Origin of the sequence: Bartonella sp. AD13SXNS, assembly GCF_042196465.1 — a bacterium.
Taxonomy (GTDB): Bacteria; Pseudomonadota; Alphaproteobacteria; order Rhizobiales; family Rhizobiaceae; genus Bartonella.
On sequence record NZ_JBHIQI010000009.1, the window covers coordinates 1 to 22,566 of the forward strand.

Below are 22,566 nucleotides of genomic sequence, written 5' to 3' on the forward strand. Positions count from 1 at the left end.
TGCTATTCGTGAAGGTGGTCGTACTGTTGGTGCCGGTATCGTCTCTAAGATCATTGAATAAATAATGCTTGTTGAGCGCTTGTTAAAGGTATTTTAGTTTTAAGAATTAGGGGTATAGCTCAGTTGGTAGAGCGGCGGTCTCCAAAACCGCAGGTCGCGGGTTCAAGTCCTGCTGCCCCTGCCAAAGGGGAATAGGATTTAGATATGAGGTAGTAGATTTTTCTGCTTTTCCGCTTTTTTGCTTTTTTTTATATGGGGCTTGTTTTTTTGTGTGTGAAACGGTATTGAATAGAAAGTAAGAAAATTGCGTAAGTCTGGAAGTGGCTTTTGCATTTTTTCCTATTTATTTTGTTGTATAAAACACAATAGGGCGAGAGAGAGTAGTGTGACGATGGCATCTAGAACCAATCCGATTACCTTTATGAAGCAGGTTTATGCAGAAACAGTTAAAGTGAAATGGCCTACACGTCGTGAGACGGTTATTTCTACTATTATGGTTTTGTTGGTAACTGCATTGGCTTCAGCTTTCTTTTTTATTGTGGATCAGGTTATGCATTTTGGTGTTTGGCGGGTTATTGATCTTCTGAAATATCTTTTTAGTTGAGAATGTAAGGAAGTGGGACTGTGGCAGCTCGTTGGTATATTGTTCAGGCATATTCGAATTTTGAAAAGAAAGTAGCGGAAGCTATTGATAAGGAAGCAAAGCAGAAAGGACTTGATCATCTATTTGAAAAAATTTTTGTTCCAACAGAGCGTGTTGTAGAAGTCCGTCGTGGACGTAAAGTTGATACTGAGCGAAAATTTTTTCCTGGTTATGTTCTTGTTTGTGCTGAATTAACAGATGAAGTTTATCATCTTATTAAGAATACTCCTAAAGTAACAGGTTTTTTAGGGTCGGATGCGCGTCCTGTTCCTATTTCTGATCGAGAGGTTGAAAAGATTCTCAAACAAGTTCAGGAGGGGGTTGAGTCTCCAAAGTCCTCTGTGTTGTTTGAGGTTGGTGAACAAGTTCGTGTTGCTGATGGTCCTTTTGTTTCATTTAATGGAATTGTTCAAGAGGTTGAAGAAGAGCGCTCTCGTCTTAAGGTTGAAGTGCTTATTTTTGGGCGTCCTACGCCTGTTGATTTGGAATTTGGTCAGGTTGAAAAACTCTGATTGAATTTAGAGTAATTTTAATTACTTTAAGTAAGGAGTGGGAGGTGATTTATAGCTTTTGTCGGCTTAATGATCCGAACCACGTAACTGCAGCGGGTAGCAGGCAAAATAAATTGTCCGTATACCAGTGAAATTGAAGGCAGATTGTTATGGCAAAAAAAAGTATAGGTCAGCTCAAGTTGCAGGTTCCTGCAGGAGCTGCTACTCCATCTCCACCGATTGGTCCTGCTCTTGGGCAACGTGGTATTAATATCATGGAATTTTGTAAAGCGTTTAATGCAGCTACACAAGAAATGGAAAAGGGGGCGCCGATTCCAGTTGTTATTACATATTACCAAGATAAGTCTTTTACGTTTTCTCTTAAGACACCTCCTGTATCATTCTTTTTAAAGAAGGAAGCAAAACTGAAATCTGGTTCAAAAGAGCCTGGTAAAGTATCTGTAGGAAGCATTTCTCGCGATAAAATTCGTTCGATTGCGGAATCAAAGATGAAAGATCTTAATGCAAATGACATTGAGGCAGCGATGCGTATGGTTGAAGGTTCTGCTCGCTCGATGGGTTTGGAAGTGGTGGGCTAATATTATGGCAAAAGTAGCAAAGAGAATAAAAAATATCCGAAAAGATATCGATTTTAGTGAACTTTACGCTTTAAAAGATGCTGTTTTAATGGTTAAGGAGCGTGCTGTTGCTAAATTTGATGAAACAATCGAAATTTCAATGAACTTGGGTGTTGATCCTCGTCATGCTGATCAAATGGTTCGAGGTGTTGCTCATTTGCCTAATGGAACAGGAAGAAATATTCGTGTTGCCGTTTTTGCTCGTGGGGATAAGGCTGAGGAAGCTAAGGCGGCAGGAGCTGATATTGTGGGTGCTGAAGATTTGTTTGAAAGCATTAATAGGGGGGCGATTGACTTTGATCGTTGTATTGCAACACCAGACATGATGCCTCTTGTTGGTCGTCTTGGTAAGATTCTTGGTCCACGGAGTTTGATGCCGAATCCGAAAGTTGGTACTGTAACACTTGATGTTGCTGGTGCTGTCAAAGCGTCTAAGGGTGGTGCTGTTGAGTTTCGTGTTGAAAAAGCCGGTATTGTGCATGCTGGTATTGGTAAGGCTTCTTTTGGTGTTGAAAAAATCGTAGAAAATATAAAAGCCTTTGCAAGTGCAGTTATTAAAGCTAAACCGCAAGGTGCAAAAGGTGAGTATATTAAGCGTGTTGCTGTTTCTTCGACTATGGGGATTGGTGTTAAAGTTGATCCAGCAACAGTTCGTTCAGAGACAGTATAAGCCTGATTTATAATTTTGTTTTGGGGTATGTGAACATCAAAATTGTATTTTAAATGCTGGTTTTGGTCGGTATTTAGCTATCTAAGCTTTATAGAGCTTAGGTTGTACCGGGAGAAATTCCGGAATATCCTGTCCGAGATTGTAGGTGATACTTTTAAGTATCTTAATCAAAAAGCCTGCATGAGACTGGGGTAAAAACTGAGAGTTAAAAGACTTAAAGGGTTTGAGCCAGGGTTGCCTTTGAACGCTGTGCGTGAAAAAGGGGACAGGATCCTCATCGGTGACATGAAATATTTTATGTTATCAAAGGTAACCAACAGGTTTGTTTTAAGCAGATCTGTTAAATGGAGAGAGACAGTGAATAGAGCGGAAAAACGCGAATTTGTTACATGGCTTAACGAGGCTTTTCGGAAGTCTGGTTCTGTTGTTGTTGCACATTATTCCGGTCTGACAGTTTCACAAATGAACGATTTGCGTTCGAAAATGGGTGAAGCTGGCGGTGCCGTTAAAGTCGCCAAAAACCGTCTTGCTAAAATCGCTCTTCAGGGCACGGAATCTGAATCGATAGTGGATTTGTTTACTGGACAAACACTTATTGCTTATTCAGAAGATCCAATCACAGCACCGAAAGTTGCTGTTGATTTTGCAAAAAGCAATGACAAATTTGTCATCCTTGGCGGTTCAATGGGTGCAACAAGTTTAACTGTAGATGCTGTGAAGTCATTGGCTTCATTGCCTTCATTAAACGAGTTGCGTGCAAAACTTGTGGGTATGGTTTCTACCCCTGCGACCCGTATTGCACAGGTTGTTAATGCTCCTGCTGGTCAGGTTGCACGTGTCATTGGAGCATATGCTCAGGAGGATAAGGCGGCTTAAGGCTGTTTGTATTCATGTTTATGGAAAAGCTTTAATGCTTTTCTGTTTTTTTGAATAAGTTTTAATAATGGTTCAAATCTTTTAATTGAAGGAATTTAAAAATGGCTGATCTAGAGAAGATCGTAGAAGACCTTTCTAATCTAACCCTTTTGGAAGCTGCTGAGCTTTCTAAGTTACTTGAAGAAAAATGGGGAGTTTCTGCTGCTGCTCCTGTGGCTGTTGCTGCTGTTGCTGGTGCTGCTGCTCCAGCTGCTGAAGAAAAAACAGAATTTGATGTTATTCTTGTTGAAGGTGGCGCACAAAAAATTAATGTTATTAAGGAAGTTCGTGCTCTTACTGGACTTGGTCTTAAAGAAGCTAAAGATCTGGTTGAAGGAGCACCCAAGCCTATTAAAGAAGGTGCTTCTAAAGAAGAGGCAGAGAAAATTAAATCTCAACTTGAAGCTGCTGGTGCTAAAGTTGAACTTAAGTAAATTTAATTTTATCGGCGAACATTTATGTTCGCCGATTTTCTTTCTTTTAATAAAGAAAGAAAATCGTGAGTAGAAAACCTTGTCCCAACGGTTTTGTAACAGTAATGGGATAGGTTTTAATTACTCATCCCGTCATCATAGAGTCAAAGAGATAAATGGCTTATGTTGGTGGGGAGGTTAGTGATGCTCATTATCGGGTGTCAAGTGAACTGGTCTGCATATGCAGGTTAATGATTATAAGGCTTTCAAGGTTGGTCTACCTTGAACAGTAAAGATCAAGGAGCGATGATGGCTCAGACTCTTGCAATGATGTCTCAATTCAATGGTCGTAAGCGGGTACGCAAATTTTTTGGTAAGATTCCTGAAGTGGCAGAAATGCCGAATCTTATTGAGGTTCAAAAAGCATCCTATGATCAGTTTCTCATGGTTGAGGAACCAGAAGGTGGGCGACCAGATGAAGGTTTGCAGGCTGTTTTTAAATCGGTATTTCCTATTTCAGATTTCTCCGGTACAGCTATGCTTGAGTTTGTTGGTTATGAATTTGATTTACCGAAATTTGATGTTGAAGAATGTCGCCAACGTGATTTAACTTATGCTGCACCATTAAAGGTCATATTACGTTTGATTGTTTTTGATGTTGATGAGGATACTGGCTCCAAAGATATCAAAGACATTAAAGAGCAGGGCGTTTATATGGGCGATATGCCTTTAATGACGACGAATGGTACCTTTATCGTTAATGGTACAGAGCGTGTTATTGTTTCCCAGATGCATCGTTCTCCTGGTGTCTTTTTTGATCATGATAAAGGGAAGTCGCATTCATCGGGAAAGCTTCTTTTTGCTGCTCGTGTTATTCCATATCGTGGTTCTTGGCTTGACATTGAGTTTGATGCTAAAGATATCATTTATGCGCGTATTGATCGACGGCGCAAGATTCCTGTTACCAGTCTTTTGATGGCATTAGGTATGGATGCGTCGGATATTTTGTCGACGTTTTATGATAAAGTGACTTATGAGCGTGATGGACAAGGATGGCGTGTTCCTTATTCTGTTGATCGCTTTAAAGGAATGAAGCTTATTTCTGATCTTATTGATGCAGATAGTGGTGAAGTTGTTGCTGAGGCTGGTAAAAAGCTAACAGTTCGTACAGCGAAGTCTTTAGAAGAAAAAGGTCTCAAGGCGGTTAAAGTTAGTGAAGATGATTTATTAGGTTGTTATTTGGCCGAAGATATCGTCAATTACGAGACGGGTGAGATTTACCTTGAGGCTGGTGATGAAATTGACGAAAAAGTATTGAAAATTTTGCTTGATGTCAGTGCTGATCAAATCAATATTCTTGATATTGATCACATGAATATTGGAGCATATATCCGCAACACTTTAAAGGTGGATAAAAATGAAAGTCGGCAGGATGCGTTGTTTGATATTTACCGAGTAATGCGTCCAGGGGAGCCTCCAACGATCGATACAGCAGAAGCAATGTTCCATTCGTTGTTTTTTGATCCAGAGCGTTATGATCTTTCAGCTGTTGGACGTGTTAAGATGAATTTGCGTATGGATCTTGATTGTCCAGATACAGTTCGCATTTTACGTCAAGAGGATATTCTTGCTGTTGTTAAGATGTTGGTTGAATTGCGTGATGGTCGTGGTGAAATTGATGATATTGATAATCTTGGCAATCGTCGCGTTCGTTCCGTTGGGGAGTTGATGGAAAATCAATATCGCGTTGGTCTTCTTCGTATGGAACGTGCGATAAAAGAGCGTATGTCATCGGTTGAAATTGATACAGTTATGCCGCAGGATTTGATCAATGCAAAGCCTGCTGCGGCAGCAGTTCGTGAGTTTTTTGGGTCTTCACAATTGTCGCAGTTTATGGATCAAACCAACCCATTGTCGGAAATTACCCATAAACGCCGTCTTTCTGCTCTTGGTCCAGGTGGTTTGACTCGTGAACGTGCGGGTTTTGAAGTTCGTGACGTCCATCCTACGCATTATGGTCGAATTTGTCCGATTGAAACACCAGAAGGCCCGAATATTGGTCTGATTAACTCCTTAGCAACCTTTGCTCGGGTTAACAAATATGGCTTTATTGAAAGCCCATATCGAAAAATTATTGATGGTAAAGTCACAAAAGAAGTTATTTATCTTTCTGCGATGGAAGAAGCAAAGCATTATGTAGCTCAAGCTAATTCTTCATTAGATAGTGAAGGCCGCTTTATAGAAGAGTTTGTTGTTTGCCGTCATGCGGGTGAAGTTTTAATGGCGCCACGCGATCATGTTGATTTGATGGATGTTTCACCAAAACAGTTGGTTTCAGTTGCAGCAGCGCTTATTCCGTTTTTGGAAAATGATGATGCGAATCGTGCGTTGATGGGATCGAACATGCAGCGTCAGGCAGTTCCTCTTGTACGCGCTGAGGCACCCTTTGTTGGTACGGGAATGGAATCCGTTGTTGCACGCGATTCAGGAGCTGCTGTGAGTGCAAAACGTAGTGGTATTGTTGATCAGGTTGATGCAACCCGTATTGTTATCCGTGCAACAGAAGATTTAGATCCTTCAAAATCAGGTGTTGATATTTACCGCTTACAAAAATTTCAGCGTTCTAATCAGTCCACTTGTATTAATCAGCGTCCTCTTGTGCATGTCGGTGATAGGGTAGAGAAGGGTGATATTATTGCCGATGGTCCATCCACGGATCTTGGTGATTTAGCTCTTGGGCGGAATGTTCTTGTAGCCTTTATGCCTTGGAATGGATACAATTACGAAGATTCCATTTTGTTATCTGAGCGCATTGTTGCTGATGATGTCTTTACTTCGATTCATATTGAGGAATTTGAAGTTGCAGCACGTGATACAAAACTTGGTCCAGAAGAAATTACGCGTGATATTCCTAATGTTGCGGAAGAGGCGTTAAGAAATCTTGATGAAGCTGGCATTATTTATATTGGTGCTGAAGTTCAACCAGGTGATATTTTGGTTGGAAAGATTACACCAAAGGGTGAAAGTCCTATGACGCCTGAAGAAAAGCTTCTGCGTGCAATTTTTGGGGAAAAGGCATCCGATGTTCGTGATACTTCTATGCGTATGCCACCTGGGACTTTTGGTACTGTTGTTGAAGTTCGGGTTTTTAATCGCCATGGTGTGGAAAAAGATGAGCGTGCTATGGCAATTGAGCGTGAAGAAATTGAGCGTTTAGCAAAAGATCGTGATGATGAACAGTCGATTCTTGATCGCAATGTTTATGCGCGTCTTACCGATATGTTGACGGGTAAAGTCGCGGTAGAAGGTCCAAAAGGCTTTTCGGGTAGCAAAAAGCTTGATAGCGCGGTAATGGGGCATTATCCACGATCACAGTGGTGGCAATTTGCTGTTGAGGATGAAAAGCTTCAAAATGAAATTGAAGCTTTGCGTAAGCAATATGATGAATCAAAAGAAGCATTACAACGTCGCTTTATGGATAAAGTTGAAAAAGTCCAAAGAGGTGATGAAATGCCTCCTGGTGTCATGAAAATGGTGAAGGTTTTTGTGGCTGTGAAACGCAAAATCCAACCAGGTGATAAGATGGCGGGGCGTCATGGGAATAAGGGGGTTGTCTCACGTATTCTTCCCATAGAAGATATGCCCTTTCTTGAAGATGGAACCCATGCTGATATCGTCTTGAATCCACTTGGTGTGCCTAGTCGTATGAATGTTGGACAAATTCTTGAGACGCACCTTGGTTGGGCATGTGCCGGGATGGGCAAGAAGATTGGCGATTTGTTAGAATTATATCAAGAAACTGGGGATATACTTCCTTTGCGCCAGCGTATTGAAAATCTTATGCCTGATGATAATCATAATGAGCCAGTCCGTCAGTATGATAATGAAAGCCTTTACAAATTGGCTTTACAGATGAAGAAAGGGGTTTCAATTGCAACACCTGTTTTTGATGGAGCACATGAATCAGATATTAACATGATGCTGGAAGACGCAGGATTAGATAGTTCAGGGCAAGTTACACTTTATGATGGTCGTACGGGAGAGCCTTTTGATCGCCCAGTAACGGTGGGATATATTTACATGTTAAAATTACATCACCTGGTTGATGATAAAATTCATGCACGTTCTATTGGTCCTTATTCACTTGTTACACAGCAACCATTAGGAGGTAAGGCGCAGTTTGGTGGTCAGCGTTTTGGTGAAATGGAGGTTTGGGCACTTGAAGCTTATGGTGCGGCATACACTTTGCAGGAGATGCTAACAGTAAAATCGGATGATGTAGCTGGTCGGACGAAGGTCTATGAAGCGATTGTACGCGGTGATGATACATTTGAGGCAGGTATACCTGAGAGCTTTAATGTGTTGGTGAAAGAAATGCGTTCACTCGCTCTTAATGTGGAGCTTGATGATGCGCGTGAACTTATTGCACAGCGCGTATTGTCTGACACAGCAGAACAATAATTCAAGGAGCGCACTAGAAAAGGCTGCGCTCTAATTAAATTTAAAAGGTTCAAAACCTTATTAAGATACTGCAGATCATTTTTAAAAATAAATGTATTTTAAAGAAGATCTGTTATAAAATAAATGAGATATTACAACAGGTTCTAAGAATCTTTGAAGGAGAACAGCATGAACCACGAGGTCATGAATCTTTTCAATCCTCAAGCGCCAGCGCAGACATTTGACTCTATTCGTATTTCTATTGCAAGTCCTGAGAAAATTTTGTCCTGGTCGTATGGTGAGATTAAGAAGCCTGAGACGATTAATTATCGGACTTTTAAACCAGAGCGTGATGGTCTTTTTTGTGCACGTATATTTGGCCCTATTAAGGACTATGAATGTTTATGCGGCAAATATAAACGCATGAAATATAAGGGCATTATTTGTGAAAAATGTGGTGTAGAGGTTACTCTTTCGCGCGTACGTCGTGAGCGTATGGGGCATATTGAGCTTGCGGCGCCTGTTGCGCATATATGGTTTCTTAAATCATTACCAGGCCGTATTTCTACACTTTTAGATTTGACTTTAAAAGATATTGAGCGGGTTCTTTATTTTGAGAATTATATTGTAACTGAACCAGGGTTGACATCTCTTAAGCTATACCAGCTTCTTTCTGAAGAAGAATATATGCTTGCTATTGATGAGTTTGGAGAAGATCAATTTACAGCTATGATTGGCGCTGAAGCTATTTACGAGCTTTTAGCTGGTATGGAGTTAGATAAAATTGCCAATGATTTGCGTCTCGAATTAGCTGAAACGACTTCAGAGTTAAAGCAGAAAAAATTGATTAAACGACTTAAGATCGTTGAAAATTTTCTTGAATCTGGGAATAAGCCAGAGTGGATGATTATGAAAACAATTCCGGTTATTCCACCGGATTTACGTCCATTGGTTCCACTTGATGGTGGGCGTTTTGCGACATCAGATCTGAATGATCTTTATCGACGTGTTATTAATCGTAATAACCGCTTGAAACGGCTAATTGAATTGCGTGCTCCTGGAATTATCGTGCGCAATGAAAAGCGTATGGTGCAAGAAGCTGTTGATGCATTGTTTGATAATGGACGGCGTGGGCGTGTGATTACTGGAGCCAATAAACGTCCGTTAAAGTCTCTTTCAGATATGTTAAAGGGTAAGCAAGGGCGTTTTCGTCAAAACTTACTTGGAAAGCGTGTTGATTACTCGGGACGTTCTGTTATCGTGACAGGTCCTGAATTAAAATTACATCAATGTGGTCTTCCTAAAAAAATGGCTCTTGAATTATTTAAGCCATTTATTTATGCGCGCCTTGATGCGAAAGGATATTCTTCAACTGTAAAACAAGCAAAAAAGCTTGTTGAAAAGGAGCATCCAGAAGTTTGGGATATCTTGGATGAGGTTATTCGTGAACATCCTGTTTTGCTCAATCGTGCGCCAACATTGCACCGCTTGGGGATTCAGGCTTTTGAACCTATCTTGATTGAAGGGAAAGCTATCCAGCTTCATCCGCTGGTGTGCACTGCTTTTAATGCAGATTTTGATGGAGATCAGATGGCGGTTCATGTTCCGCTTTCTCTTGAAGCACAGCTTGAAGCCCGTGTTTTAATGATGTCAACCAATAATATTCTTCATCCAGCTAATGGAGCCCCCATTATTGTTCCATCACAGGATATGGTTCTTGGTCTTTATTATCTTTCGATTGTTTCTGAAAAAGAACCAGGTGAGGGAATGGCTTTTTCTGATATAGGTGAGCTTCATTATGCTTTGGAAAATAAAGTTGTAACGCTTCATACGAAGATTAAAGGCCGTGTTAAGGATATCGGTAAGGATGGAAAAGAGGTTTCTAAACTTTATGATACGACACCTGGTCGTTTGATTATCGGTGAGCTTTTGCCAAGAAATCCGAATATTTCCTTTGATATTGTCAATCAAGAAATGACGAAAAAGAATATTTCTAAAATGATTGATCATGTTTATCGGCACTGTGGACAAAAAGAGACGGTTATTTTTTGTGACCGTATTATGCAGCTTGGCTTTTCTTATGCTTGTCGTGCAGGAATTTCATTCGGTAAAGATGATATGGTTATTCCTGATAGCAAGTCGCGTTTAGTTGCGGAAACAGAAGCTTTGGCTAAGGAATATGAACAGCAATATAATGATGGTTTGATTACCCAAGGTGAAAAATACAATAAGGTTGTAGATGCTTGGGGTAAATGTACAGACCGCGTTGCGGATGAAATGATGAAACGTATTCAAGCCATCGATTTTGATCCTAAAACAGGTCGTCAACGGCCAATGAATTCGATTTATATGATGTCGCACTCTGGTGCACGTGGTTCTGCTAACCAGATGAGACAATTGGCTGGTATGCGTGGATTAATGGCAAAACCATCGGGTGAAATTATTGAAACTCCCATTATTTCAAATTTTAAGGAAGGTCTGACGGTTAACGAGTACTTCAACTCAACTCACGGTGCGCGTAAAGGACTTGCTGATACTGCGTTAAAAACTGCCAACTCCGGTTATCTCACGCGGCGTCTTGTTGATGTTGCTCAGGATGCTATTATTTCAGCAGTTGATTGTGGTACAGCAAAAGGGCTTACTATGCAGCCCATTGTTGATGCAGGACAAATTGTTGCCTCTCTTGGGCAAAGAATTCTTGGTCGTACAGCGCTTGTGGATATTTTGCATCCCGTCTCTGGTGAGGTTATTCTTGAAGGTGGAGCGATGATTGAGGAAGCTGATGTCGCAAAGATTGAAGAAGCCGGAATTCAGTCAGTTCAAATTCGTTCTGCTTTAACGTGTGAAACACGTCTTGGTGTTTGTGCGAAATGCTATGGTCGAGATTTGGCGCGTGGAACACCTGTTAATCAGGGAGAAGCTGTTGGTGTTATTGCTGCTCAATCCATTGGTGAGCCGGGAACGCAGCTTACTATGCGTACTTTTCACTTAGGAGGAACTGCGCAGGTTGTTGATTCATCTTATTTAGAAGCATCCTATGAAGGTACGGTGGAGATTCGTAATCGTAATGTGGTTCGCAATTCTGAAGGCCATTTGGTTGTTATGGGGCGTAATATGGCTATCCTTATCAAGGATGAGTTAGGAAAAGAGCGCGTTGTGCATCGTGTTAGCTATGGTGCACACATTTTTGTTGATGATGGTGATATGGTTAAACGTGGCCAGCGTATAGCAGAATGGGATCCTTATACGCGTCCGGTTTTAACGGAAGTTGAAGGCTATGTAGGTTTTGAAGATATGGTTGATGGTTTGTCTGTCACTGAAACAGCTGATGAATCTACGGGTATTACGAAGCGTTTGGTGATTGATTGGCGCGCTAATCCGCGTGGTGCGGATCTCAAACCAGCCATTGTTATCCATGCAAATAAAGAAGGTGAATCCATTGCTAAATTGTATAAAGGAGGTGAAGCCCGTTATATGATGTCAGCGGAAACTATTCTTTCTGTTGAGCTTGGTGCTCATGTTAAGGCGGGTGATGTTATTGCTCGTTTACCAATGGAAAGTGCCAAGACGAAAGATATTACGGGTGGTTTGCCTCGTGTGGCTGAGCTGTTTGAAGCACGTCGTCCAAAGGATCATGCTATTATTGCTGAAGTAAGTGGTACAATTCGATTTGGCCGTGGTTATAAGAATAAACGTCGTATTATTATTGAACCAAATGATGAGACTCTTGAGGCAGTAGAATATTTGATTCCAAAAGGTAAGCTGTTTCACTTCCAAGAAGGCGATCAAATTGAAAAGGGGGATTATATCCTTGATGGGAATCCAGCTCCTCATGATATTTTGGCGATTAAGGGTGTTGAAGCTTTGGCATCTTACCTTGTTAATGAGATTCAGGAGGTTTATCGTTTGCAAGGGGTTCTTATTAATGACAAGCACATTGAAGTGATTGTTCGTCAAATGTTGCAAAAAGTTGAAATTACTGAATCTGGAGATTCTGGTTATATTCCAGGTGATAACGTTGATCGTATTGAACTTGATGAAATCAATGATAATTTGATTGCAGAAGGGAAGAAACCCGCATCTGGTAATCCCATTCTTCTTGGAATTACAAAAGCTTCTCTTCAAACGCCTTCTTTCATTTCGGCGGCATCGTTTCAGGAAACAACACGTGTTCTTACTGAAGCAGCAGTTTCTGGTAAAATTGATACTTTGCAAGGACTTAAAGAGAACGTTATTGTCGGTCGTCTTATTCCAGCTGGTACAGGTGGTACGATTTCTCAAATCCGCCGTATTGCTGCAGTTCGTGATGATCTGATAGTAGATGAGCAGCGTAAGTCTAGTAATAACGAAGTGGCTAAGGCTATGTTGACAAATATGACAACTGAATCAGTTGCTAAATAATTTAAATACAACATTCACATACTATAAAAGCGTCTGAATAGAAATTTCAGACGTTTTTTTATCTCAAAATGCAGAAATTGCATATTTCCCTGAAAAATATAATAATAAAAATTATAAGGTTGTAGTCGTTTCAAATATTCTGAGTAGTTTATTATTTGATAATGATACTGATTTTTTTATTGCGTCATTTTAAAGTTTTTTTATTTTTGAGGGTAGTATAGAAATTTTTTTTCAAGATACATGAAGTCAAAAAGCTATATTCCAAGAAAAAGAGTAGCTTATATATAAGTGAAATAACGACTAATTTCGAATTTTAGGAAAATTTTTGATTGGATATCTTCTATAAAGATTTAAAAGTCCTTATAATAGATGATTAGCAATCTTTCCTGTCATCTAAAAAAATAATTAATTTTTTACTGTATAATACTTATTTGACAAGAATGTATTTCTTCATATTTTAGAATGCAGGAAAGGAGAGGATAGAGTGCTGACTAAAGTTTTATAAAAATAGACATATTTCTTATAATAATGTGATCTATAAAGACAGAATGATAAAATGTACGAATATTATTCAATTGGAGAATTGACACGTGAGTTTTCAATAACAGCTCGAACTTTGCGTTATTATGAAGAAGAGGGACTTCTTATCCCTTTCCGGCGTGGAAGTACACGGCTTTATACACAAACGGATCGTCATAAGTTAAAACAAATACTGCGTGCTAAAAGAGTTAAATTTTCGTTGTCTGAAATATCTGATATGTTGGCTATGGTTGGAAAACCACCTGATGATGAGAAAAAACTTAAGAAATTAATTGCAGGAATTAATAAAAAACGATCTGATTTAAAGAAGATGCAACGTGATATTGATGATCTTCTACAGGATTTAGAACGCATTGAGGAGACTTTTTTTGAGAGCTTAGCAGAGTTGGGGGTTAATCGTTGATTGTGAGATTTATTTCATCTGCTTTTAGGCAATTTCTTTTCTATTAAAAAAGATAGCCATCAGTATTGCTAATGGGAGTTTTTGACACTGCGTGAAATGTGTAAATCATTTGAAGAAATAGAGGGTGTGAAAAAAGCAGCAAAGGTATTTTCACACTATATTGTCCTTGATAGGCAAAAAAATATTTTTCACAGAGAAAGAAAAGACAATGGCAGTTTCTTCTATTAGTGTTTTTCAATCTATTTTGTCGCGAAAGTCAATTCGAGCTTTTACCAACCAGCCAGTTAGTTTGGAAACAATCAAAAAAATCTTAACACTTGCAGCACGTGCACCATCTGGAACCAATATTCAGCCATGGCAAGTGATTGTGCTTACGGGAAGTGTATTACAGAAAGTAGGGCAAGAGCTTTCACAACTTGTTCTTTCGGGTGTAAAAGGGGAGCGTGAATATAATTATTATCCACGTCAGTGGCGTGAACCTTATATTTCAAGGCGTCGAAAAGTTGGTTTAGAACTTTATCAGAGTCTTGGAATAAAAAAAGGAGATGAAGAAAAAATGCTTCATCAAAAAGCACGAAATTTTTTATTTTTTGATGCACCTGTAGGACTCTTATTTACAATGGATCACGATATGGAAATAGGGAGTTGGCTTGATTTGGGTATGTTTATGCAGACCATTATGTTAGCAGCACGTGGATTTGGATTGGATACCTGTCCCCAAGCAGCTTTTGCTGATTATCATAAACAAATTCGTACGCTCTTATCTGTACCTTCTGATCAGAATATTATCTGTGGTATGGCACTTGGTTATCGCGATATGAGTGCTCCAGAAAACAATTTTGAGACAGAACGAGAACCGTTAGAAAACTTTGTACGTTTCATCGAAGCATGTCCATAAAATGTTTTATATCATTAAGCATATACTTTGAAGAACTTGGTGCATTATGAAAAATATGCTTGGTAGAATTTTTTCATTCTTATTAAATTATGATGTTGCATATTAACACTTATTTTACTACGTTCGAAACATTAAGAGAGTGATGACTCTAAGGGCATTGTTCGTTTTGAAGGTTGGCTAATGGAAAGCACTATAGAAAGAGGGTGTTGGGTGGTAGCAAGACGAGCAACATTCGTGTTTATTGCTATCATTTTTTTACTCTATCTCGCAATTTGATTTTAAACAGGACAAACGTTATAGAAAAGCGTATACTCAGACCATATTGGAGTTTTGAGGTGGTTCGTGTTTTTATCTGTTTTTGAACTTTTTAAAATTGGTATTGGTCCTTCTAGCTCACATACGATGGGGCCGATGACAGCGGCTAATATGTTTTTGCAAAGGATACGAGATTTTTCTCAGTTATCTGACAACCAAGTTTCTCGTATACGTGTTTATCTTTATGGTTCTTTAGCTTTCACAGGTATTGGTCATGCGACAGATAGAGCTATCATATTAGGACTTTTAGGAGAAAAAGCGTCTACTGTTGATCCTGATAGCATGGGATTCCTGTTAGAAAAAGTTATACGTGAAAAAAAAGTGCAACCAGAAGGCCATCCCGTTTATCAGTTTGATTCGCAACGTGATCTTATTTTTGAACGAAAGGAAATTCTCCCTGGTCATACGAATGGACTAGCATTTGAAGGGCTTGATACTGATGGGAATGTTCTTTTGCGGCAGATTTATTATTCTATTGGTGGTGGCTTTGTTGTAACTGAGGATGAATTAAGACACATGAATGGTAATATAGAATCAGAAGTGTCTGAGGTGCCATATCCATTTGATTCTGCTCGTACAATGTTATCAATGGCAGAAAAATCAGGACTTTCAATTGCTGAAATGAAGCGCTTAAATGAAGAAATAAAAATAGAGCGTTTTTCTCTTGATGCTGGGCTTGATGAAATTTTTTCAGCGATGACAAATTGCATTAATAGAGGTCTTTCACAAGAAGGTGAGTTGCCTGGTGGATTACGTATTCCAAGGCGTGCTAAAAAACTGCATGATACGCTTTTGGAAAATCAAAAGAAAAATTGCAATTATCCACTTTGGGCAAACGATTGGCTTTCGGTATATGCTATAGCAGTCAATGAGGAAAATGCAGCAGGTGGTCGTGTTGTTACAGCACCAACAAATGGGGCTGCTGGTGTTGTCCCAGCTGTTTTGCGTTACTATCTTCAGTTTAATGATGGTTCAGATCGAAAGGGAATACATAATTTTCTATTAACGGCAGCAGCTATTGGCGGTGTTATCAAACATAATGCTTCTATTTCTGGTGCAGAAGTTGGGTGTCAAGGTGAAGTTGGAACGGCATCTTCAATGGCTGCAGCAGGGTTAACTGCGGCGTTAGGTGGAACACCAGCTCAAATTGAAAATGCAGCGGAAATTGCGCTTGAACATCATTTAGGAATGACATGTGATCCTGTTGCAGGTCTTGTACAAGTTCCTTGTATTGAGCGTAATGCAATGGGGGCTGTTAAGGCGGTAACGGCTTCTTCTCTTGCATTACATGGTAATGGAAATCATTTTGTTTCTCTTGACGCTTGTATAGAAACAATGCGCCAGACTGGTCATGATATGAGTGAACGCTATAAAGAAACAAGTAAAGGTGGCCTTGCAGTCAATGCGATATCTTGTTAAGAGCTGGACATTCTTCAATCCATAACTGAACTATTGTGAGAGGGATGGCCTTGTTTTCCTGATAAAGCTTATATTTTTTGTTACTTATAAATCAACATTCAAATTTAAATTCAGCAGCATGCTTGAGATAAATTTGAGACGGGTTCAGTGGTTTTTAAAGAAACATCTCTTAAGGCACCCAATCCCATTTCACAACGACGCCCGTGAATGGTATAACGGTAAATCCATTGAGCACCTCCATCTTTACGCTTATGAAGTAGCAAGCCGGCACCATCATTATATTTACCAGCTCCTAATGTTGCGACGGATCTTGCATTAAGACGGCTCATAAGAGCCATATTTAGTCCTTTCTTATACAAATTTGATCCACACACTCATCTCACTTGTTATGTGCAAATGAGTGGTTTTGATTGATGCAAGATAAACAGATTTGAAATGAGAGAATCTTACGTTATTCGAGGGTCTAATTCAATATGAATAACGCTAAATTATCATTATAAATCAATATATTGTATTTTTAATGATTCGTAGCTTTTTGCGTGCAAGATTGGAGGGAGAGTATTGCCTCTATTGTGGTATCTAAGGCAAATTTGTTTTAAACCTGAACGATTATGATGAGATGCAAGAGAGCTTTAAAGATTTTAGTTTTTTAGAAATGAAGATCTTTTGGGCATCTGGTATGGTGAAAAAATATCTTGAAAAGAAACATCTCTCAATCTGAAATCTATTTCACAACGATACATATAAATAGTATAATGTGAAGTTTCTATGAATGGTATAAAGTCTATTGAGCATGAGCATTTTTATTTATAAAGGAAGCAAAACGAGCACTATCATTCTTTTGTCAGCTCTCAATGTTATAACGAAAATTCTTGGGGCTTAAGACTCTTTATAAAAGGCGTTTTTACGTTTTTTTCATCGATAGTATTTGTATTTTAAAATTGCTTTGCGTATTGGAGTTTAAAAAGCTTAGGAAATTTGTACAGCGCTTATGTTATAGGGAGAATTGAAGCGTTATGAAGGATAATTTTTGATATTAAATCAAAAAGTGAAGAAATATCTGGTATTTTTGTGCTCTAAAAAATGGTTTGATTGGAAGCTTGAAGGTGTCTCTAGGGATAGTTGGAAAAGCCGTTAGAACGATTCCTCCGACTTAAGAAAAAAGCATGAGTATCAAAGGATTTTTAAGATTCTAGATAATAATACAATAATTTTTTGAGATGATAACCTGTAGAGTTAAATATTTGTTGCTCCTAGACGGATTTTAATAGGCACATTACCAGTTTGACTTGCAACGCGTAAATGAATGCGTACAGGAGGCATTGTGAGACGACGATTACGCATTATTTGACAAATAAGAAGATTAACAAGAGATTGTGTATCTAATGCAGTTGAATTATATTTTAAACCAGTAAGTCTTGCAGCAGCATCGTGAAGAGAACGCAATGAAAGGAAGGATGATTGCTTCAATAAGATTTCTTTTTCATGGAATGAAGCAAAAGCATTATCTGTCATAATACTATCCTAACGCAGAATTCAAAAACTTTTAGTAGACTACAGTATAGCAGTTAAAATTTGCTTTCTTTAATGTAGAACAAGCATCAAAAGCAGATTTTTTTGATTGAAATCCTGTAAATCGTGCTCGGTAATAACGCTGCCCATTTTTTTCAAACAGCTGCATGTGTGAAGATGCATCCTTTAAAGCAGAAAAAGCTGTATTTTTTGCTTTTAAAAGCAGAATTTTTGCTTGTTCTTGATTGGGCAGGGAACCAATTTGGATAGCCCATCCGGCGTTTGTGGATAAAGAGGCCGTTACAATTTTATGTGCCTCAACCGGTATAGCTTTTTGAGGGTTAGGTATTGGTATAATTACTTTATTTACAGCAGTTATTGCGATATTCGAATTTTTAGGTTGTTCTGCAAATGCTGTTAACATAGTCGAAATTTCATCGTCAAAATTACTTGGAACAGCTTTAATGGTCGGTATAGGGGTATTTGCGCCAGTGGGTAAGTGATAGTGTACAGAGGTCAAACGTTCACCACTTTTCATTTGGCTTGCTTTTGGCAAATATTGATTTAATAAGCTAGCCATATGCTCATCACGTGCAATAGATGATTTACCTCCCATAACAACAGCGACGATAGAACGCCCCTCAAGACGCATCGAAGTTGCTAAATTAGAACCTGACATTTGTGTGTATCCTGTTTTAATTCCATCGACACCTTTCATTATTTTTACGAGTTTATTGTGGCTGTTAATCGTATGCCCACGGAAATTAAAACTTTTTATTCTAAACAATTTATATTGTTTTGGAAAATTTTTCCTTAAAGCTAATGACAAAGTAGCTATATCTCGTGCGGTAGAATAATTGTGCACGTCTGGAAGCCCTGAAGCATTTGCGAAATGTGTATGTTTCATACCAAGTTTACGAGCTTTTGCTGTCATCATTTGAGCGAATTTTTTCTCACTACCCCCAAGATACTCTGCAATGGCAGTAGCAACATCATTTGCTGATCTTGTAATGAGTGCTTTAGCTGCTGCTTCTGCAGAAATTGTTTGACCTGCTTTAAATCCAATTTTTGTCGGTGGACGCATTGCAGCATAATGTGAAACAGGAATTGGTGTATTTGGTGTTACCCGACGCATCTGCATAGCTTCAAAGAGGAGGTACAATGTCATCATTTTTGTTAAAGAAGCAGGGTAACGCTTCAATGTTGCATTGGCTTGAAATAGAGTTTTTCCTGTAGTGGCATCTATAACAATAGCAGCATACTTATCAGGATAGGCTCCTTGAGGTGTAGCTGATGCCCAACAGTGAGAAAAAGCTAACATAACAAAAGAGATTGCTATTTTTTTATAGCAGCGCATAATTTTTTGATAGTTAATATACACTTGCAGTATCCTATTTCTCCATTTATCCTAAAAAACCTCTATAAAGCTTCCTTTTCTGTAATTTGTTGATGTAGTTTAGACGAATGGTATTACTAATTTGTTTACAGAAGTTATTTTATAAGTGACTTAAATCTAACCATAGGGGGGGAAGTTTTTTCTTATAAAACAGGTATTGCAATAATTATGAAAGAACTTAAAATTAATAAAAAATACGCTGCATGGAAAACGATCATGGAACAGACGCTCACGGTGGACTCTATACCTCATATTATGCATTATGAAAAGGGCAAAAATTGGGAAGAAGGTAGGTATGGTGCGGTTGTAATACCTAAGGCTAGAGCAAAACTCCAAAAACCTAAATTATATCGCGTTTTTTTACTCAATGATGATTACACACCTATGGATTTTGTTGTTTTCATTTTGAAGAACTTTTTTAAAAAAAGTTTCGAAGAAGCAACACGGATTATGTTAAATGTTCATCACAATGGGATAGGCGAATGTGGAACCTATACTTATGAAGTTGCTGAAATGAAAATAGTACAAGTGAGGGAATGTGCACGTCAAAATGAACATCCGTTACAATGTGTAATGGAACAGAAGTGAGGAATTATGCCATCTTTTACACCTAGTCTTGAAGAGGTTTTGCATCGTGCATTAACAATTGCCACTCAAACACGGCATGAATATGCAACATTAGAGCATCTTCTCCTTGCCCTGTTAGATGATGCTGATGCAAATTCCGTTATTCAGGCATGCCAAGTAGATGTAGAAGAATTACGAGAGCGCTTAACCAATTATCTTCGCTCAGAGCTAGATGAACAGATTAGAGCTGATGAGGATACAAAGCCTACAGATTTTTTCCAGCGTGTTATCCAACGCGCGGTGATCCATGCTCAATCTGCTGGAAAAGATGAAGTATCGGGAGCAAATGTTCTTGTGGCAATTTTTTCTGAACGCGAAAGCCATGCAGCATATTTTCTTCAAGAGATGGGAATGACACGCTATGACGCTGTACGTTTTATTTCACATGGTATCACGCGTGATGATGGATTATCTATGTTACTTGAAGGACTTGAAGAGCAATTAGATCAGCAGATTTCGGACAATAATGAAAGGGTAACAAGTGCTTTAACGAGTTATTGTGTTGATCTCAATTGTAAAGCACGTAATGGGAAAATTGATTTATTAATTGGCCGTGAAATAGAAATTTCACGCATGATTCAGATTTTATGTCGCAGGTCAAAAAACAATCCGCTTTTGGTTGGTGATCCTGGAGTGGGGAAAACCGCTATAATTGAGGGATTGGCAAAGCGCATTGTTGATGGGCAGGTGCCTGAAGTTTTATCAAATGCAACAATATTTTCTCTTGATATGGGGGGGCTTGTTGCTGGTACACGTTATCGAGGTGATTTTGAAGAACGCTTAAAGCAAGTTATTAAAGAGTTTGAGCTATATCCAGATGCTATTTTATTTATTGATGAAATTCATACCTTAATTGGAGCAGGAGCGACATTAGGGGGAAATATGGATGCAGCAAATCTTTTAAAACCTACATTATCTTCTGGAGCTGTGCGGTGTATTGGTTCGACGACTTATAGAGAGTATCGCAAATTCTTTGAACAAGATCGTGCTTTAGAACGCCGTTTTCAGAAGATTGATATTCATGAACCTTCTATTACTGATGCAATTAAGATTCTGCAGGGGATGAAGCCTTATTTTGAAGGTTTTCATCAGATTAAATATACAGATCAGGCGATGAAAGCATCTGTAGAATTATCTTCACGTTATATAATTGATCGTAGGTTACCTGACAAAGCAATTGATATTATTGATGAAAGTGGCGCAGCACAAAAGCTCTTGCCACAAAAACAGCGCAAAAAGAGTATAGGTGTTAAAGAAATTGAAGCGACTGTTGCTAAAATTGCAAGGATTCCACCAAAAACAGTTTCTCGGGACGATCAAAAGATACTGAGTAAGCTTGAAAAAGAGCTCAAGCAGGTTGTCTATGGGCAGGATCAGGCAATTTCCGTATTAGTTTCGTCAATTAAATTGGCGAGAGCAGGTTTACGCGAACCAGATAAACCGATAGGAAGTTATTTATTTTCAGGACCAACAGGTGTAGGAAAAACTGAAGTTGCAAAACAGCTTGCCTCATCTTTAGGCATTGAATTATTGCGTTTTGATATGTCAGAATATATGGAACGGCATACGGTAGCGCGCTTAATCGGAGCACCTCCAGGTTATATAGGATTTGATCAAGGTGGTCTCCTTACCGATGCAGTTGATCAGAAACCTCACGCAGTTCTCTTGCTCGATGAGATTGAGAAAGCACATCCAGAGTTATTTAATATTTTATTGCAGGTAATGGATTATGGTAGATTAACAGACCATAATGGCAAGAAAATTGATTTCCGCAATATTATTTTGATTATGACAACCAATGCTGGTGCTTCAGATATGGCAAAATCAGCTATTGGATTTGGGAAAGTACATCGTGATGGTGAGGATATAGAAGCAATCAATCGACTCTTTACACCAGAATTTCGTAATCGATTAGATGCAATTATTCCGTTTGCGCCTTTATCTCACTTAATCATTAATCAGATAGTGCAAAAATTTATTTTTCAGCTTGAAGCACAATTAGCTGATCGGGGGATTGGTTTTGAATTAAGCCCTGCTGCAACTTTATGGCTTTCCAATAAAGGATATGATTCTCAGATGGGAGCACGCCCACTAGGGCGTGTTATACAAGAATATATTAAAAAGCCATTAGCTGATGAAATTTTATTTGGAAAGTTACGCAATGGTGGAATCGTTCACGTATTGACAGAAAAATCAAATGGCGAAAAAGAAAGATTACAGTTAAAAATTTCATCTCCCGATGTATCTGTTGGTTCAAAGAAAAGTAAAATGAAAAATTTTACAAAAAAACGTGTAGGAAAAAAAGCACTACGACTTAAGAGTGTGTTATAAGGCTGCACGGATTTTTTTTGCATTCTCTTCAAGTATTTCTGTAGGCGTTATCATATCATTATGGGGGGTAAGTTCTATTCCCTCCATACGTGGTATAATATGAAAATGGAGGTGATAAACGGTTTGTTGACTAGCTGCTTCATTAAATTGCATGACAGTTATGCCATCTGCTTGAAAGGCTTTTTTGACGGCATTTGCAATTTTTTGAACAGCTTTAATAACAGGAAATAATGTTTCAGTATCTGCATCAAGTAAGTTTCTAGAGCCTTTTTTAGGAATGACCAGCGTATGACCTGGTGCTTGTGGCATGATATCCATAAATCCAATAACATCATCATCTTCGTAGACACGAACAGAAGGGATTTCATTGCGAATCAATTTAGCAAAAATATTGTTATTGTCATAAGCTTGTTTCATACAAATGTTTCCTTTTATTATAGGTTTAGAATTTTAATTTCAAAACAAGAAAGTGCAAGTTTTATCAAAGTTATAAGACAAAAAAGTATTTTGGATT

Annotated in this window: 16 protein-coding genes, 1 tRNA gene and 1 pseudogene; 14 read left to right on the forward strand and 4 right to left on the reverse strand. The window is 38.7% G+C overall.

Annotated elements, in window-relative coordinates:
* The first annotated feature begins 108 nt into the window (after positions 1-108).
* From ACFIMQ_RS06620 to ACFIMQ_RS06675, 12 genes are all read left to right on the forward strand, one after another.
* Positions 109-184: transfer RNA gene (locus ACFIMQ_RS06620), tRNA-Trp, on the forward strand.
* 207 nt (positions 185-391) lie between these two features.
* Complete coding sequence (gene secE / locus ACFIMQ_RS06625; protein WP_375608518.1) at positions 392-604, forward strand: preprotein translocase subunit SecE; 213 nt, start codon at positions 392-394, stop codon at positions 602-604.
* Between the two features lie 20 nt (positions 605-624).
* On the forward strand, positions 625-1,155 hold the full coding sequence (gene nusG / locus ACFIMQ_RS06630) for a transcription termination/antitermination protein NusG (protein ID WP_375616769.1): 531 nt from the start codon (positions 625-627) through the stop codon (positions 1,153-1,155).
* A 149-nt stretch (positions 1,156-1,304) separates the two neighbouring features.
* Positions 1,305-1,733, forward strand: a complete 429-nt coding sequence (gene rplK, locus ACFIMQ_RS06635; protein WP_375616770.1) for a 50S ribosomal protein L11 — start codon at positions 1,305-1,307, stop codon at positions 1,731-1,733.
* 4 nt (positions 1,734-1,737) lie between these two features.
* The gene (rplA, locus tag ACFIMQ_RS06640; protein WP_375616771.1) at positions 1,738-2,442 is read left to right on the forward strand and encodes a 50S ribosomal protein L1; all 705 of its coding nucleotides are present in this window, start codon (positions 1,738-1,740) and stop codon (positions 2,440-2,442) included.
* A 357-nt stretch (positions 2,443-2,799) separates the two neighbouring features.
* Entirely contained in the window at positions 2,800-3,318 is a 519-nt protein-coding gene (rplJ, locus tag ACFIMQ_RS06645; RefSeq protein WP_375703639.1) for a 50S ribosomal protein L10, read from the forward strand.
* Between the two features lie 101 nt (positions 3,319-3,419).
* On the forward strand, positions 3,420-3,791 hold the full coding sequence (gene rplL / locus ACFIMQ_RS06650) for a 50S ribosomal protein L7/L12 (RefSeq protein ID WP_012755028.1): 372 nt from the start codon (positions 3,420-3,422) through the stop codon (positions 3,789-3,791).
* 288 nt (positions 3,792-4,079) lie between these two features.
* The gene (gene rpoB, locus ACFIMQ_RS06655; RefSeq protein ID WP_375608557.1) at positions 4,080-8,231 is read left to right on the forward strand and encodes a DNA-directed RNA polymerase subunit beta; all 4,152 of its coding nucleotides are present in this window, start codon (positions 4,080-4,082) and stop codon (positions 8,229-8,231) included.
* Between the two features lie 168 nt (positions 8,232-8,399).
* Entirely contained in the window at positions 8,400-12,611 is a 4,212-nt protein-coding gene (gene rpoC, locus ACFIMQ_RS06660; protein ID WP_375616773.1) for a DNA-directed RNA polymerase subunit beta', read from the forward strand.
* Between the two features lie 556 nt (positions 12,612-13,167).
* Entirely contained in the window at positions 13,168-13,554 is a 387-nt protein-coding gene (locus tag ACFIMQ_RS06665; protein ID WP_375616774.1) for a MerR family DNA-binding transcriptional regulator, read from the forward strand.
* A gap of 208 nt (positions 13,555-13,762) precedes the next feature.
* Positions 13,763-14,452, forward strand: a complete 690-nt coding sequence (locus ACFIMQ_RS06670; RefSeq protein WP_375616775.1) for a nitroreductase — start codon at positions 13,763-13,765, stop codon at positions 14,450-14,452.
* A 342-nt stretch (positions 14,453-14,794) separates the two neighbouring features.
* Complete coding sequence (locus ACFIMQ_RS06675) at positions 14,795-16,186, forward strand: L-serine ammonia-lyase (RefSeq protein ID WP_375616776.1); 1,392 nt, start codon at positions 14,795-14,797, stop codon at positions 16,184-16,186.
* 131 nt (positions 16,187-16,317) lie between these two features.
* Here ACFIMQ_RS06675 and ACFIMQ_RS06680 read toward each other — a convergent pair.
* The 3 genes and pseudogenes from ACFIMQ_RS06680 to ACFIMQ_RS06690 form a co-directional block, all read right to left on the reverse strand.
* A pseudogene (locus ACFIMQ_RS06680) lies at positions 16,318-16,524 on the reverse strand (Arm DNA-binding domain-containing protein); the annotation flags it as partial.
* 898 nt (positions 16,525-17,422) lie between these two features.
* Positions 17,423-17,701: a hypothetical protein gene (locus ACFIMQ_RS06685; protein WP_375616777.1), complete on the reverse strand. Its 279-nt coding sequence runs from the start codon at positions 17,699-17,701 to the stop codon at positions 17,423-17,425.
* 31 nt (positions 17,702-17,732) lie between these two features.
* Positions 17,733-19,079 (reverse strand): SPOR domain-containing protein, encoded by a 1,347-nt coding sequence (locus ACFIMQ_RS06690; RefSeq protein ID WP_375703640.1) that lies wholly within the window; start codon positions 19,077-19,079, stop codon positions 17,733-17,735.
* A 231-nt stretch (positions 19,080-19,310) separates the two neighbouring features.
* Here ACFIMQ_RS06690 and clpS point away from each other — a divergent pair, with 231 nt between their 5' ends.
* Positions 19,311-19,682, forward strand: coding sequence for an ATP-dependent Clp protease adapter ClpS (clpS, locus tag ACFIMQ_RS06695; protein WP_375703656.1), 372 nt, complete (start codon positions 19,311-19,313; stop codon positions 19,680-19,682).
* 6 nt (positions 19,683-19,688) lie between these two features.
* A complete protein-coding gene (clpA, locus tag ACFIMQ_RS06700) occupies positions 19,689-22,052 on the forward strand; it encodes an ATP-dependent Clp protease ATP-binding subunit ClpA (protein ID WP_375703641.1) in 2,364 nt (787 codons plus the stop codon).
* On the opposite strand, the gene ACFIMQ_RS06705 is transcribed toward clpA, so the two are convergent.
* Positions 22,047-22,469 carry an HIT family protein gene (locus ACFIMQ_RS06705; RefSeq protein WP_375631236.1) on the reverse strand — a complete coding sequence of 141 codons (423 nt, stop codon included), beginning with the start codon at positions 22,467-22,469 and terminating at the stop codon, positions 22,047-22,049. The two genes, clpA and ACFIMQ_RS06705, sit on opposite strands and share 6 nt — an antisense overlap.
* Positions 22,470-22,566: the final 97 nt, after the last annotated feature.

Coding starts and splice junctions, on each gene's coding strand:
- secE (WP_375608518.1), top strand. CDS start 392: ATGGCATCTAGAACCAATCCGATTACCTTTATGAAGCAGGTTTATGCA.
- clpS (WP_375703656.1), top strand. CDS start 19,311: ATGGAACAGACGCTCACGGTGGACTCTATACCTCATATTATGCATTAT.
- ACFIMQ_RS06665 (WP_375616774.1), top strand. CDS start 13,168: ATGTACGAATATTATTCAATTGGAGAATTGACACGTGAGTTTTCAATA.
- ACFIMQ_RS06705 (WP_375631236.1), bottom strand. CDS start 22,469: ATGAAACAAGCTTATGACAATAACAATATTTTTGCTAAATTGATTCGC.
- rplA (WP_375616771.1), top strand. CDS start 1,738: ATGGCAAAAGTAGCAAAGAGAATAAAAAATATCCGAAAAGATATCGAT.
- rpoC (WP_375616773.1), top strand. CDS start 8,400: ATGAACCACGAGGTCATGAATCTTTTCAATCCTCAAGCGCCAGCGCAG.
- rplL (WP_012755028.1), top strand. CDS start 3,420: ATGGCTGATCTAGAGAAGATCGTAGAAGACCTTTCTAATCTAACCCTT.
- ACFIMQ_RS06670 (WP_375616775.1), top strand. CDS start 13,763: ATGGCAGTTTCTTCTATTAGTGTTTTTCAATCTATTTTGTCGCGAAAG.
- clpA (WP_375703641.1), top strand. CDS start 19,689: ATGCCATCTTTTACACCTAGTCTTGAAGAGGTTTTGCATCGTGCATTA.
- ACFIMQ_RS06685 (WP_375616777.1), bottom strand. CDS start 17,701: ATGACAGATAATGCTTTTGCTTCATTCCATGAAAAAGAAATCTTATTG.
- rpoB (WP_375608557.1), top strand. CDS start 4,080: ATGGCTCAGACTCTTGCAATGATGTCTCAATTCAATGGTCGTAAGCGG.
- rplK (WP_375616770.1), top strand. CDS start 1,305: ATGGCAAAAAAAAGTATAGGTCAGCTCAAGTTGCAGGTTCCTGCAGGA.